Origin of the sequence: Pseudonocardia adelaidensis, assembly GCF_039543345.1 — a bacterium.
Lineage (GTDB): Bacteria > Actinomycetota > Actinomycetes > Mycobacteriales > Pseudonocardiaceae > Pseudonocardia > Pseudonocardia adelaidensis.
Genome location: NZ_BAABJO010000001.1, coordinates 25,438 through 38,966, shown reverse-complemented (window position 1 = coordinate 38,966; position 13,529 = coordinate 25,438). Strand labels below are relative to the sequence as shown.

Below are 13,529 nucleotides of genomic sequence, written 5' to 3'. Positions count from 1 at the left end.
CCGAGCAGCAACGATCCGAAGGTCCTCGACATGCGTTCTGAACCGATCCGATATCTCGTCACCGGCGGCCGGGGGTTCATCGGCCGTCACGTGGTCCGCCGCCTGGTGGCGGCCGGGGCCGAGGTGCACGCCACCACCCGCGCGCAGCCACCCGAGCAGGCCGGCGTCCGGTGGTGGTGTGCCGACCTGACCGACGCCAGGGCCGCCCGCATCGTCATGCAGCAGGTGCGCCCGGACGTCGTCATCCACCTCGCCAGCCGGGCCGAAGGGGCGCGCAGCCTCTCGCTCGTGGTGCCGATGCTGAACGACAACGTGATGAGCGCGGTCAACGTGATGACCGCCGCGGCGGACGTCCCCGACTGCCGCGTCGTGCTGGCCGGCTCGCTCGAGGAGCACTCCGACCTCGAACCGGGCTCCGGCGCCCGGTCGCCGTACTCGGCGTCGAAGATCGCGGCGACGACGTACGCGACCCTGTTCCGCGACCTCGCGCAGCTGCCGCTCGTCGTCATGCGGCTCGGGATGGTCTACGGCCCGGACGACCCGCACACCACGAGGTTGGTGCCCTACGTCGTCGACAGCCTCCTCCGCGGGGTCGCACCCGCGCTCTCCAGCGGCGCGCGCCGCCTCGACTGGGTGTACGTCGACGACGTCGTCGACGCCCTGCTCGCCGCGGCCGTCGAACCGGACGCCCTCGGGCGCGTCCTGGACATCGGCACCGGCGAACTGGCGTCGATCCGCGACGCCGTGTCCCTGATCGCCGACGTCGTCGGCGCGCGTGTCGCACCGATGTGGGGGCGGCTGCCCGACCGGCCGGGGGACCGCGACTTCGTCGCCGACCCCGAGCCGGCCCAGGAGTACCTCGGGTGGCGGGCGCGGACGAGCCTGCGCACGGGCATCGAGCGCACGGTCGGCTGGCACGCCCGTCAGGTGTTCGGCACAGCGGCGAGCGCGTGACGGCGGCGAGCGCGCCGATGTGTTGATCGCGCGTTCCGGGTGTCCGTGGTCGTCACACGACCACGGACACCCGGAACTGCGCCAACCGCGAGGGCACTAGCCCAGGAGCTGCCGCATCCGCTCGATCTCCGCGGTCTGGCCACTGATGATCTGCGACGCGAGGTCCTCGGCCTGCTGGTTCGCGCCCTCGGCCACTCACGCTCCGACTCGGCGACGGCGCCCTCGTGGTGCTCGATCATCATCTGGAGGAACATCCGGTCGAACGCCGCACCGCTCGCCCCCCGGAGCTGATCCATCTCGCTCCGGTCCGTCATCCCGCCGGAGTGATCCATGCCGGAATGGTCCATGCCGCCCGCGACGGGCGGGGAGCCCCAGTTCTCCAGGAACCCGTTCAGGGTGGCGATCTCCGGGTCCTGTGCAGCCCGGATCTGCTCGGCGAGTGCCTTCACCTCCGGGCTCTCCGCGCGGTCCAGCGCCAACTCGGTCATGGCCAGGGCCTGCTGGTGGTGGGGGACCATCATCTGGGCGAAGCGGACGTCGGTGTCGTTGTGCTGGGCACCCGCGGCGGCCGGGGCGGAGACCGGCGGTTCGCTCGTGGTGGGTGCGGCCGTGGGAGCGGCGCCGCTGCTACAGGCCGACAGCGTGCCGCACAGGACGAGTGCCGCACCTGCGACGGCGGCACGGATGTACGTGGACATGCGTGGCTGCCACACCGTGCATGGCGAGGAAGCCGGTGCCGGGGAGGACGAGCAGGACGAGGCGGACCACGCCCGCCGCGAGTGCTCCCGTCCCGGCGTTCACCGTGACCATGATGCCGGAACCGCGATCTCCCGGAAGGTCAGGCCTCGACGAGGAGCGCGAGCAGCTGGTCGACGCTCCGGGGCAGCTGCTCGCGGATCTCCCCGACGCCGTAGCCGAGGTGGATGGCGACTCGGCCGTGAATGGAGCTGAACACCATCACGCCGGCGTCGCGGCTGGACAGACGGACCCCGAGACCGGCGTCCCGGCAGCGTTCGAAGCCCGCGACGAACAGGCTGACGACACGGCCGAGCGGGGTTGTCATCGGGTCCGCCGATGGGGGCCGGCGAGCATTCGGGCGTCGGAACAGGATCCGGTAGTGGCCGGGGTTCGCGAGCGCGAAGTCGCAGTAGGCCACGAGCTGAGCACGCAGCCGCTCGACCGGGCCGGCCTGGTCGGCGGCGTCGCCGGCCCGCTCGAGGAGCGCGAGCAGCCGTTCACATTCGTACTCGTGCAGGCCGTCGGCGAGCGCGTTCAGGTCACGGAAGTGCTGGTAGATGCTGCCTGGGGCGACGCCGGTCGCCCGGGCCACCCCGCGGATGCTCAAGCCGGCCTCACCCCCGAGTTCGGAGAGCAGGCTGCTGGCCGCCTCCAGGATCTCGGTGCGCAGCCGTTCACCCTCGCCCCAGGGGTTGCGGGTGCGCCTGACGTACTCGGCAGCGGGTGGCGTCATGACCGACAGTGTTCCTGGTCACTAGGGGCCGTGTCCGGTCCGGGTCGATCGGGTGGAACTCGATTCCCTCACAAGCGGCTCCCTGACACGGAACGCAATTGATGATGTACGTTCGTTCACCAAGTCAGTGAACGAACGTACATCAATTGGGGCTCCCCCAGGGGTAGGCGATGACCGACGTGGCCACTGTGCAGAAGGCGGCGCCCAGAACCAGGCGGGCAGCCAGTGCCGGGCGGGCGGGTGCCGGGCACCAGGCGAACCGTCCCGGTGGCGGGTGGGTCGCGTCGCTGCTGGTGGTGACCCTGGGGTCGTTCCTGGCGGCGTTGGACACGAGCAGCGTGAACGTCGCCCTGCCCTCCATCGAGCGTGCACTGAGCGCAGGCGCGGACGACGGGCGATGGGTCTCCACCGGTTACTCGCTGGCCATGGGGGTGGCGATTCCGCTGAGCAAGTGGCTCAGCGACCGGATCGGCATCTCCCGGCTCTACATCCTCTGCCTGGTCGTGTTCACCACCGGGTCGGCGCTGTGCGGGCTGTCGTGGAACCTCGGCAGCATGATCGCCTTTCGCCTCGTGCAGGGGGTGCCCGGCGGGCTGCTGGGCGTGCTCGGCATGACGTTGCTGTTCGCGACGGCACCGAGGGAGAAGATCGGCATGGCGATGGGCCTCTACGGCCTCGGCATCATCGTCGCGCCGGGTGTCGGTCCCGCGATGGGTGGCTGGTTCGTGGAGAACTCCACCTGGCAGATGATCTTCTTCGTCAAGATCCCGATCGGGATCGCGGCAGTGCTGGCGGCATGGAGGATCCTGCCCCGGTCCGGGGCGACCAGCCGGCCCTCCTTCGACCTGTGGGGCTTCGTCACCATCGCGGTCGCGTTGACGACCCTCCTGGTGGCCACCGCGGAGGGGAACGACTGGGGGTGGACCAGCTATCCGACGGTGATCCTGTTGATGGGCAGCGCGCTGGCCTTCGCGCTGTTCGCGGTCGTCGAGAACGAGGTGGACGCGCCGCTGCTGGACCTGAAGGTGTTCCGGTCGGGCACGTACAGCATCGGGTTGCTGATCGTGGGCCTGGTCACGATGGCCATGTTCGGGTCGCTGTTCTACATCCCGCAGCTCCTGCTGGGTGTGATGGGGCTGAACGCGTTCGATGCCGGCCTGGTGATGATGCCCTCCGCGCTGGCGATGGCGGCCATGGCGCCGGTCGCCGGACGCCTTTCCGACCGTTTCGGTGCCCGCCTTCCCGTGTTCTGCGGGCTGACTCTGACAACGTTCGCCTGCGTGCTGATGGCGCAGGTCACGACGGACGTCTCGAAGCTCGACGTCATCTGGTGGAGCGTGCTGTTCAACGTCGGGGTCGGGGTGTCGATGATGCCGGCGATGAGCGTCGGCATGAACGCGCTGCCGCCGAACCTGATCGCCAGTGGCAGCGCACTGAACCAGGTGGCCATCCGGTCGGTGTCCGCCCTCGCGGTGGCCGGCCTCGGCGCCGTGCTCACCATCCTGCAGGCCGAGCTGATGGTCGGCGAAAGCGACCTCATGCCGGCCGGACCGACCCTGTCCCCGATGGTCGCCCGAGCTTCCGAGGAGGGCGGAGCGACGATGCACGCGCTCTACGCGGCGCTCCGGCTGGACGTGGCCGCAACCGCCTTCGCCGACATCTTCCTCGTTCTCGGCGGCTGCGCCGCGCTCGGCGCCCTGCTCGGGCTGCTCCTGCCGGGCCGCAAGCGCCCCGGGTCGGTGTGACGTCGGGAGCCGGGGGCGGGGCCGAACGGGTCGCGGGGCGCCGTGATGCTGTGGAGGGGCCGGCGCGGTGCATCCGGACCGGCCCCTCCACCATCAGCGGAAGCGGCGCAGCCGCAGGCTGTTGGCCACGACGAACGCGGAGCTGAAGGCCATCGCGGCCCCCGCGATCATCGGGTTGAGCAGGCCTGCGGCGGCCAGTGGCAGTGCGGCCACGTTGTAGGCGAACGCCCAGAACAGGTTGCCCCTGATCGTGGCGAGCGTCCGGCGGGAGAGCCGGATCGCGTCGGCGGCGGCGCGCAGGTCGCCGCGGACCAGCGTGATGTCGCTCGCCTCGATCGCCACGTCGGTGCCGGTGCCCATGGCCAGGCCCAGGTCGGCCTGGGCGAGCGCGGCCGCGTCGTTGACGCCGTCCCCGACCATCGCGACGGTCTTGCCCTCGTCCTGGAGCTGCTTGACCACGTCGACCTTGTCGGCCGGCAGGACGTCGGCGATCACCTCCTGTATGCCCACCTCGGCGGCCACCGCGCGGGCCGCGGCCTCGTTGTCGCCGGTGAGCAGGACCGGCGTGAGCCCGAGCGCGCGCAGCTGGGAGATGGCCTCCGCCGACGTCGGCTTCACCGCGTCGGCGACGGCCAGCACCGCGCGGGCCGCGCCGTCCCAGGCCACGGCGATCGCGGTGCGGCCGTCGGCCTGCGCCGCCGCCAGGCGTGCGGCGAGGTCGTCGTCGAGCGGCTGGCTCCACTGCTCCAGCAACGCCGGCCTGCCGACGAGCACGGCGTGCCCGTCGACGATCCCCTGCACACCGAGGCCCTCCACGTTGGCGAAGCCCTCGACGTCCGGGAGCGACCCGACGCGCTCGCGGGCACCCCGGGCGATCGCCGCGGCGATCGGGTGTTCGGAGGCGTCCTCCAGCGCGCCCGCGAGCCGCAGCACCTCGTCCTCGTCGACGCCCGCTCCGCCGTGGACGGCCACGAGCTCCATCCGGCCGGTCGTGACCGTGCCCGTCTTGTCCAGCACGACGGTGTCGACCCGCCGGGTGGACTCCAGCACCTCCGGGCCCTTGATCAGGATGCCCAGCTGGGCGCCCCGCCCGGTGCCCACCAGCAGCGCGGTGGGCGTCGCGAGCCCCAGCGCGCAGGGGCAGGCGATGATCAGCACGGAGACCGCGGCCGTGAACGCCGCCGCGGCGCCCGCTCCCGTGCCGAGCCAGAACCCCAGGGTGGCCGCGGCGAGCGCGATCACGATCGGCACGAACACCCCGGAGATGCGGTCGGCGAGGCGCTGCACGGCGGCCTTGCCGTTCTGGGCGTCCTCCACCAGCTTCGCCATCTGGGCGAGCTGGGTGTCCGAGCCGACGCGGGTGGCGCGCACGACGAGCCGTCCGCCCGCGTTGACCGTCGCGCCGACGACCGCGTCGCCGGGCCCGACCTCCACCGGCACGGACTCGCCGGTGAGCATCGACGCGTCCACCGCGGAGGTGCCCTCGTCGACCACGCCGTCGGTGGCGATCTTCTCGCCCGGTCGCACGACGAAGCGGTCGCCGACCGCCAGCTGCTCGATCGGGATGCGGGACTCGCCGCCGCCGCGCAGCACGGCGACGTCCTTGGCGCCCAGCTCGAGCAGCGCCCGCAGCGCGGCCCCGGCCCGGCGCTTCGAACGGGCCTCGAAGTAGCGGCCGGCCAGGATGAACGTGGTGACGCCTGCCGCGACCTCGAGGTAGATGTTCGCCGCCCCGTCGCTGGGCCCGATGGTCAGCTCGAAGGGGTGCACCATGCCGGGCACCCCGGCCGTGCCGAGCAGCAGGGCGTACAGCGACCAGGCGGTCGCCGCGAGCACGCCCATCGAGATCAGCGTGTCCATCGTGGCCGCGCCGTGGCGCAGGTTCGCCCACGCCGCCCGGTGGAACGGCCACGCCGCCCACGTGACGACCGGGCCGGCGAGCGCGAGGGAGATCCACTGCCAGTAGGTGAACTGCAGGGCGGGGACCATCGCGAGCGCGATCACCGGCACCGCGAGGACCGCGCTGGTGATCAGGCGGTTCCGCAGCGGGCGGGTCGGGTCGTCCTCCGGGGCCTCCTCGCCGGGGGCCGTGGCGGGCCGGGGCAGCTCGGCCGTGTAGCCGGCCGCCTCGACCTGGGCAACGAGGACGGCGGGGTCGACGCCGCCCGGGGCCTCGACCCGCGCCTTCTCCGTGGCGTAGTTGACGGTGGCGGTCACGCCGTCGAGCTTGTTGAGCTTGCGCTCGATCCGGTTGGCGCACGACGCGCAGGTCATGCCGCCGATCGCCAGCTCGACGGTGGTGAGGGGTGCTGTTGTGGTACTCATCGTCCAGCTCCTCCCTGGCGATCAGTGGCCGTGGCCGTCATCGGCGTGACCCGGGGACGGTACGGCTGCGGCGTCCGCCACGGCGGGGCCGGTCGGCACGGTGAACTCGGCCGTTCGCACCGCCCCCTCGTGCTGGAAATCGAGGAACAGGCGGTAGGTGCCCGCGGTCGGCACCTCGGCGATGAACTGGATCTGCGGACCGGCGGGGGTGACCCCGTCGCCCGGCTCGCCGTCGGGGTGCACGTGCAGGTAGGCGAGGTCGCCTTCCCGCAGCGCGACCAGGTGGCCGTAGGCGGCGAGGTAGGGCTGCAGGTCGGTGACCGGCTGCCCGTCCTTGCTCACCGTCAGGATGACGGGGGACGCCTTGCCGGGCACGAGCTCCCCGGTGAGCTCCACCGTGTACCCGTCCACCTGGGCCGTGCGGCTCGGCGCGTGCTCCACGGGCTCGAACGTGCCCGGTACCGCGAGGTCGACACCGAGCGTGGTGCCCGCGCCGCCGGTGGGAGCGAAGTCGGCGAAGGCCCGGTACGAGCCACCCAGCGGGAGCGACAGCGGCACCGACCACGTGCCGTCGGGCGCCATCTCGGGGTGGACGTGCTGGAAGCCGGCGGTGTCGCGGCGCACGACGATGAGGTGCATCCGCTTGTCGTGTTCCACGTCGAACGCGGTGACCGGTGCCCCGTCGGGGCCGGTGATCTGGAAGGAGAAGGATCCCGCCTCGTGCGTCGGGTCGGTGGGCGTGAGGGTGTAACCGTCCCTGCTCGACGCCAGTCCGGCGGGCTGGTCATTTGCGGCCTCCGCGACGGTGCCGTTGTGTGCGCCCCCGTGTCCGGCGGCCTCAGCGCCGGACGGTGCAGCGTCGCCCGCGGCGACGGAGCGGAGGGGACCGACAGCGGTGCCGACGGCGTACGCACCTGCGACGAGCAGGACGAGCGCCGCACCGTAGGCGGAGAGCTTCGCAGTGGTGTTCATGTCAGTTCCTGGTCTCCTGGCCGGCTGCTAGCCGGCGAGCTGGTACCCGGCTTCCTCGACGGCGGCGCGGACGTCCGCGCTGTCGACGGGCTTGGTGCTGGTGACCGTGACGGCGCCGGTGGGCAGGTCCACCGCGACGTCGGTGACACCGTCGATCTCGCTGATCTCCTCGGTGACCGAGGCGACGCAGTGACCGCAGGTCATGCCGGTGACGGTGTACGTGCTCTCGCTCATGTGGCGCTCCTCCTCTGGTTCAGGACTTGACCAGTCGCGCGATCGCGGCGCTGGCTTCTGCGACCTTCTGGTCGGCCACCGCGCCGCCCTCGGCGGCGGCCTCGGTGACGCAGTGCTTCAGGTGCTCGTCGAGCAGGCCGAGCGCCACCGCCTCGAGGGCCTTGGTGGCGGCGGAGACCTGGGTGAGCACGTCGATGCAGTACTGGTCGGTCTCGATCATCTTGGCGATCCCGCGGACCTGTCCCTCGATGCGGCGCATCCGCTTGAGGTAGGCGTCCTTGTCGTGCGCGTATCCGTTCATGCCGTGCTCCTCCCGGGACGCCACGACCATACCTTAGGGGGGTATCCCATCAAGACGGCTCCGCGGTGACGGTGGTCACGGTGCTCGTGGCTCCGCGGAAGGTACCCCGTGGGGCTATGCGGTACCGATCGGGCGTCAGGACTTCACGAGGCGCGCGATCGCCGCGCTGGCCTCGGCCACCTTCTGCTCCGCGACCGCGCCGCCCTCGGCGGCGGCCTGGGCCACACAGTGCTTGAGGTGCTCGTCGAGCAGGCCGAGCGCTACCGCTTCGAGGGCCTTCGTAGCCGCCGAGACCTGCGTGAGCACGTCGATGCAGTACTTGTCGCCCTCGATCATCTTGGCGATGCCGCGGACCTGTCCCTCGATCCGCCGCAGGCGTTTGAGGTAGGCGTCCTTGTCCTGGGTGTAGCCGTGCATCCATCCTCCTCGGGCCTGCGGAAATACTATGCCCCCCTATCCGGCCGGGTGACGAGGACCGCGTGCCGCTGGACATCCGGGCCCTGGACCGACGAGTATCCGACACCCCGTACGGGTACCGAGGAGGGATGGTCGTGGCGGAGTTCGGCCCGGTTCTCGTGGTGCTCGCCGTGGGCGTCGGCGCTGTGCTGGCCTGTTACGCGCTCTCCGCGCTCCTGGCGGTGCGACCCCCGCTGGACGGGGTCGCGGCATTCGCCGGGGGCCTGCCGGCCCGGGAGCACGCCGTCTCCCGGTACCACGTCCGCTGGTACCCCGTGACCATGGTCTTCCTGGCCTTCGACATGGAGATGCTCTTCATGTACCCGTGGACGCTCGTCGTGTCCCGGGTGGGGGCGGCTGCGGTGATCGAGATGTTCCTGTTCCTCGCGATCCTGCTCGCCGGGGTGCTCTACGCGTGGCGCGAGGGGGCGCTGCGGTGGACCTGACCGCGCTCCTGCTCCGCGTCGCCGCCCGGCGCCCGCACGTGCTCGTGGTCGCCGTGCCCGGCGCCGCGGGCGCGCGGCTCGCGCTCGAGGCCGCGCTCGCCCACCGCGGGTGGCCGGTGGCCACCGGACCGGCCGACGCCGACGTCCTCGCCGTCGCGGGCGCGCCGGGGCCGGATCTGGCCGCGGTGGTCGACGCGGTGTGGGGGCAGGTCCCCGCGCCGTGCGTGCGGATCGACGTGCCGGCACCCGCGGACGTCGGCGAACGCCTGGACGCGGCGGCCGCGCTCCTGGCCGACGCCGAGCACCAGCGCACCGAGGTCGTGGACGGGAACGAGGGCCATGGCGACCACGAGGAGCACCACGACCACGACGGGCACCACGACCACGCGGAGCACGGGGGCGGCGGGCACGACGGCCACCACCACGGTCACGGCGGGACGGTCGCCGGGTTGCCGATGGCCGAGGTGGGACCCGACCGGGATGGGTTGACGTTGGACCGCTTGCACGTCCCGCTCGGCCCGGTGCTGCCGGACTGGCCCGCAGGCCTGGTGGTGCGGGTGACGTTGCAGGGTGACGTGATCCAGGAGGCGTCCGCCGAGGTCCTGGACGCCGGGCCGGCGGAGCCGTTCGAATGGCCGAGCGTCGCGGCGCGCGAGCTGGACGGGCTGGCCCGGTTCCTGGGCGTCGCCGGCTGGCCGAGAGCGGCAGGCCGGGCGCGGACGCTGCGCGATGCGTTGCTCGCCGGCGGCGAGGTCGGGGCGGAGGTGACCGCACTGGTCCGCCGCATCCGCCGATCCCGCACGCTGCGCTGGCTCGTGCGGGACATCTCCGTGGGCTCGACGGACCTGGCAGCGTTGCTGGCGGAGCGGCTGGCCGCGGTCGAGGACGCCCTCCCCGAACGCCAGCGTGGTGGCCATGCAGGCGTAGCACGGCAGTATGGCCACCATGCTGGCGCCGGGATGGCGGAGCTGCTGGTCGGAGCCGAGCTCGCGGCCGCTCGGCTGATCGTCGCCGCCCTCGACCGGGAGACCGACCGGATGGGGGCCGGGCATGGGTGAGATGCCGATCGTGCCGGAGCCCGCAGCGCTCCCGTGGTGGTCTGCGCTGCTGTTGCCCGTGCTACTCGGGTTCGTCACGTGGTCGGCCCTCGTCGGCGACGCGCTGTTCTCGGGTGAGCGCGCCGCCCTCGCCGTGCCGGGGCGGGAGGCTGCACGGCTGCTCGTCGGGCAACCCCGTCGCACGGTGGCCGCCGACTCGGTGCTGGGGCGTGTCGGCGGCGGTGTCCTGCCCGTGGCCGCGCTGCTGGCGGCCGCCGTGCTGCCGTTGGGGGAGCGCCCGGTGGCCGACCTGTCGATCGGCGTCGTCTGGTTCAACGCCATGGAAGTGCTGGCGTGGGCCGCGGTGTGGATGGTCGGCTGGGGCTCCAACAGTGCACTGGGGCTGGCCGGCGGCTACCGGTTCGTCGCGCAGGGTCTGGCCTACGAGCTGCCGCACATGTTCGCGATCATCACCGCCGCACTGGGCGCGGAGAGCCTGCGCATCACCACGATCGTCGACGCCCAGCGCGACCTCTGGTTCGTCGCGATCATGCCGGTGGCGTTCGTGGTGTACCTGATGTCGGCGGCCGCGATGGCGTTCTGGGGGCCGTTCGACGCTCCGGTGGGCCGCGACCTCGCGGGCGGCGCGGCCGCGGAGCTCTCGGGCGTCGACCGGCTGATCCTCGCCGGTGGTCGCTGGCTCCTGCTCGTCGTCGCCGCGGCGATGGCCGTGCCGCTCTTCCTCGGCGGGGGAGCGGGGCCGCTGCTGCCTGCGTGGGCGTGGGTGGCGGTCAAGACCGCCGCGGTGCTGGCGCTGCTGCTGTGGCTGCGCCACCGGTTCCCGACCGTCCGGATGGACCGCTACGTCGAGTTCGCCTGGGTCGTGCTGGTCCCGCTGACGATCGCGCAGGCGCTGGCCGTGGCGCTGGTCGTGCTCGGAGGAGCCTGATGCTCGGGATCGTCCTGTTCTGGGTGCTGGCCGCCGCCGCGCTGGTGTTCGGGTACCTGGTGTTCCGGCTGGACTCGATGGCGCGGGTGACGTTCGCGCTGCTCGCGTCGTTCCTCGCCGTGGCCTGCCTGGTGCTGCTGCTCGGCCTGGGCTACCTCGGCGCGGTGATCGCGCTGATGATGGTCATCGAGATGGTGATCATGGCCGTCTTCATGATCATGTACATGATGAACCCCGCCGGGTTGATGCCGATGACGATGGTGCACAACGAGGTCGGGTCGGCGGCGATCGCGATCGGCACGTTCGTCGTGCTGGCTGCGGGGATCCTGCTGGTCGACTGGCCCGCCCGGGAGGGTGCACCCCCTCCGGACCCGACGTACGCGCTGGGCGAGGCGCTCATGGGTGGCCAGATGCTCACCATGATGACGCTCGGCGTGGGCCTGTTCGCCACGATCGTCGCCACCGTGGTGCTGGCCACCGACCGCGGCCGCTACGGGGACGACCGATGACCCTGCAGTTGTTCCTGCTGCTCGCCGCCGGGTTGTTCGCGATCGGGCTCTACGGGGCGCTGTCCCAGCAGTCGATCGTGATGCTGATGATGGGCCTGGAGCTGATGCTGAACGGCGTCATCGTCGCCGCGGCAGCCTTCTGGTACTTCGTCTCGCCCGGCGGCGTCGACGGCCAGGTGCTGATCGTCGTGGTCATCACCGCGATGGCGGTCGAGATGGCCGTCGGGTTCGCCGTCGTCACCGCCATCTACCGGGCCCGGCAGGTCGACATGACCGACGACGCCGCCGACCTGAAGGGCTGACCCGATGCTGTGGTGGCTGGTCGCGGTGCCCCTGCTCGCGGGCGCGCTCCTGGCGGTGGCCGGGCGCCGCGCCGACCGGGTCGCGCCGGCCGCGGGAGTGCTGGTCGCGACGGGCGCGCTGGCCATCGCGATCGCCGCGGCCGTCACCCGCCCCGCCGTCGACGCGCCGCTGGTGGCCGGCATTCGCGCCGGGCTGGCCGTCGACGGGCTGTCCGCGCTGATGGTCGTCACGGTCGCCGGGGCGACGCTCGCCGTGCTCGCCCACGCCGTGGGCGATCCGGAGCTGCGGACCGCGCGGTTCGCCGGGTTCATGCTGCTCTTCGCCGGGGCGATGCTGGTGACCGTCACCGCGACCACGCTCGCCGTCCTGCTCATGGCGTGGGAGGTCATGGGGGCGATGAGCTGGGCGCTCATCGCCTACCGCTGGTGGGAGCCGGAGTCGGTGACGGCCGGGCACACGGCCTTCCTCACGACGCGGCTCGCCGACGTCGGCCTCTACGTCGCCGCCGGGGCGGCGCTCGCCGGCGGGGCCGGGTCGCTCGCGCTGGCCGAGCTGCCCGGGGCGAACGGGCCGTGGCTGCACGTCGTCACCGCCGGGCTCGTCGTCGCGGCGCTGGGGAAGTCGGCGCAACTGCCGCTGTCCTTCTGGCTGTCGCAGGCGATGCGCGGCCCGAGCCCGGTGTCGGCGCTCCTGCACTCGGCCACGATGGTCGCGGCCGGGGCGTACCTGCTGCTCCGGCTGGCCCCGCTGCTCGCGGCCACCGGCTGGGCGGCGCCGGCCGTGGCGTGGGTCGGCGCCGCGACCGCCCTGCTGATGGGCCTGGTCGCGGTGGCCCAGACGGACCTCAAGCAGCTGCTCGCGGCATCGACCTGCTCCCAGATCGGGTTCATGGTGCTCGCCGCGGGCGTCGGCGGCGTCCGGGGCGGCGCAGCGCAGCTGGTGGCCCACGCCGCCACGAAGAGCCTGCTCTTCCTCGCGGCAGGCACCTGGCTCGTCCTGCTCGGCACCAAGCAGCTCGGCGAGCTGCGCGGCGCCGCCCGGCGCCACCGACTGGTCGGGGTGACGTTCACGGTGGGCGCGGCCGCCCTCGCCGGCCTCCCGCCGCTCTCGCTGTGGGTGACGAAGGACCTCGTCCTGGCCGCGGCCCTGGACCGGAGCACCGTGCTGTACGCGGTCGGTCTGGCGGCGGCGCTGCTCTCGGCCGTCTACAGCACGAAGGCGGTGTGGTGGGTCTGGCGGCCCGCGCAGCCCGAGGTCATCGCCGGTGGACCGAACGGCACTCGCGCTCCTGCGGGGCGCGGGCGTCCCGCCGGCCGTCTCGGGGACGCGGCACTGGTCGGGCTCGCCGTGCTCGCCGCCCTGCTGGGAGGGCTTCCGTTCGTCACGGCGGGCGCACGACCGTCCGCGTGGTGGGAGCTCGTCCTGTCCGGGCTGCTCGCGGTGGCCGCGGTGGCGCTCACCTGGCGCGTCGCGGCTCGGATGGGCGAGCCTCGGGTGCTCGCGTCGTGGCTCGGGGTGGAGCGGGCTGCGCACGCCGTGGTCGTGCGGCCGGTCCTGGCCATGGCGGAGGCGCTCGCCCGCTTCGACGACCGGGTCCTGGACCGCGGCGTGACCGCGGCCGCCCGGGCGACCGTCGGGGTGGCGCGGGTGCTGGACCGCCGGGGCGAAGGAGCCGTCGACGGGTCCGTGCGCGGGATCGCCGACGGCGCCCGGGCGCTCGGCCGCCTCGCCCGCCGCCCCCAGACCGGGCAGGTCCACCAGTACTACGCCCAGGCGGCCGCGGCGCTCGCCGTGCTGGCCCTCGTCGTGATCGTCGTGAGGTGACCC

At 72.8% G+C, this 13,529-nt stretch carries 14 protein-coding genes and 1 pseudogene; 8 read left to right on the top strand and 7 right to left on the bottom strand.

The window, feature by feature from the left end; all coding sequences use genetic code 11:
- Positions 1–30: 30 nt before the first annotated feature.
- A complete protein-coding gene (locus ABEA81_RS00195) occupies positions 31–954 on the top strand; it encodes an NAD-dependent epimerase/dehydratase family protein (RefSeq protein ID WP_345602361.1) in 924 nt (307 codons plus the stop codon).
- 236 nt (positions 955–1,190) lie between these two features.
- Here ABEA81_RS00195 and ABEA81_RS42490 read toward each other — a convergent pair.
- Both ABEA81_RS42490 and ABEA81_RS00190 read right to left on the bottom strand, forming a co-directional pair.
- Positions 1,191–1,442: pseudogene (locus ABEA81_RS42490) on the bottom strand (DUF305 domain-containing protein); the annotation flags it as partial.
- Positions 1,443–1,792: 350 nt separating this feature from the next.
- Positions 1,793–2,425: a TetR/AcrR family transcriptional regulator gene (locus ABEA81_RS00190; RefSeq protein WP_345602359.1), complete on the bottom strand. Its 633-nt coding sequence runs from the start codon at positions 2,423–2,425 to the stop codon at positions 1,793–1,795.
- Between the two features lie 179 nt (positions 2,426–2,604).
- Between ABEA81_RS00190 and ABEA81_RS00185 the strand changes: the two genes are divergently transcribed.
- Positions 2,605–4,170 carry a DHA2 family efflux MFS transporter permease subunit gene (locus ABEA81_RS00185; RefSeq protein WP_345602358.1) on the top strand — a complete coding sequence of 522 codons (1,566 nt, stop codon included), beginning with the start codon at positions 2,605–2,607 and terminating at the stop codon, positions 4,168–4,170.
- Between the two features lie 93 nt (positions 4,171–4,263).
- On the opposite strand, the gene ABEA81_RS00180 is transcribed toward ABEA81_RS00185, so the two are convergent.
- From ABEA81_RS00180 to ABEA81_RS00160, 5 genes are all read right to left on the bottom strand, one after another.
- Entirely contained in the window at positions 4,264–6,495 is a 2,232-nt protein-coding gene (locus ABEA81_RS00180) for a heavy metal translocating P-type ATPase (RefSeq protein WP_345602356.1), read from the bottom strand.
- Between the two features lie 21 nt (positions 6,496–6,516).
- Positions 6,517–7,467 (bottom strand): hypothetical protein, encoded by a 951-nt coding sequence (locus ABEA81_RS00175; protein ID WP_345602355.1) that lies wholly within the window; start codon positions 7,465–7,467, stop codon positions 6,517–6,519.
- Between the two features lie 27 nt (positions 7,468–7,494).
- The gene (locus ABEA81_RS00170) at positions 7,495–7,701 is read right to left on the bottom strand and encodes a heavy-metal-associated domain-containing protein (RefSeq protein ID WP_345602354.1); all 207 of its coding nucleotides are present in this window, start codon (positions 7,699–7,701) and stop codon (positions 7,495–7,497) included.
- A gap of 19 nt (positions 7,702–7,720) precedes the next feature.
- Positions 7,721–8,002, bottom strand: a complete 282-nt coding sequence (locus tag ABEA81_RS00165) for a metal-sensitive transcriptional regulator (RefSeq protein WP_345602353.1) — start codon at positions 8,000–8,002, stop codon at positions 7,721–7,723.
- A 135-nt stretch (positions 8,003–8,137) separates the two neighbouring features.
- Positions 8,138–8,419 carry a metal-sensitive transcriptional regulator gene (locus tag ABEA81_RS00160; RefSeq protein ID WP_345602352.1) on the bottom strand — a complete coding sequence of 94 codons (282 nt, stop codon included), beginning with the start codon at positions 8,417–8,419 and terminating at the stop codon, positions 8,138–8,140.
- A gap of 62 nt (positions 8,420–8,481) precedes the next feature.
- Here ABEA81_RS00160 and ABEA81_RS00155 point away from each other — a divergent pair, with 62 nt between their 5' ends.
- From ABEA81_RS00155 to ABEA81_RS00130, 6 genes are read left to right on the top strand one after another with little or no spacing between them, the layout of a single operon-like run.
- A complete protein-coding gene (locus ABEA81_RS00155) occupies positions 8,482–8,904 on the top strand; it encodes an NADH-quinone oxidoreductase subunit A (RefSeq protein WP_345602350.1) in 423 nt (140 codons plus the stop codon).
- Positions 8,874–9,962, top strand: coding sequence for a hypothetical protein (locus tag ABEA81_RS00150; RefSeq protein ID WP_345602349.1), 1,089 nt, complete (start codon positions 8,874–8,876; stop codon positions 9,960–9,962). The genes ABEA81_RS00155 and ABEA81_RS00150 overlap by 31 nt, the downstream gene beginning before the upstream one ends.
- Complete coding sequence (locus ABEA81_RS00145; RefSeq protein WP_345602348.1) at positions 9,955–10,890, top strand: NADH-quinone oxidoreductase subunit H; 936 nt, start codon at positions 9,955–9,957, stop codon at positions 10,888–10,890. Before ABEA81_RS00150 ends, ABEA81_RS00145 begins: the two co-directional genes overlap by 8 nt.
- Positions 10,890–11,399 (top strand): NADH-quinone oxidoreductase subunit J, encoded by a 510-nt coding sequence (locus ABEA81_RS00140; RefSeq protein WP_345602346.1) that lies wholly within the window; start codon positions 10,890–10,892, stop codon positions 11,397–11,399. Before ABEA81_RS00145 ends, ABEA81_RS00140 begins: the two co-directional genes overlap by 1 nt.
- Complete coding sequence (gene nuoK, locus ABEA81_RS00135) at positions 11,396–11,701, top strand: NADH-quinone oxidoreductase subunit NuoK (protein WP_345602345.1); 306 nt, start codon at positions 11,396–11,398, stop codon at positions 11,699–11,701. The genes ABEA81_RS00140 and nuoK overlap by 4 nt, the downstream gene beginning before the upstream one ends.
- A 4-nt stretch (positions 11,702–11,705) precedes the next feature.
- On the top strand, positions 11,706–13,526 hold the full coding sequence (locus ABEA81_RS00130) for an NADH-quinone oxidoreductase subunit 5 family protein (RefSeq protein ID WP_345602344.1): 1,821 nt from the start codon (positions 11,706–11,708) through the stop codon (positions 13,524–13,526).
- The last annotated feature ends 3 nt before the right edge of the window (positions 13,527–13,529 follow it).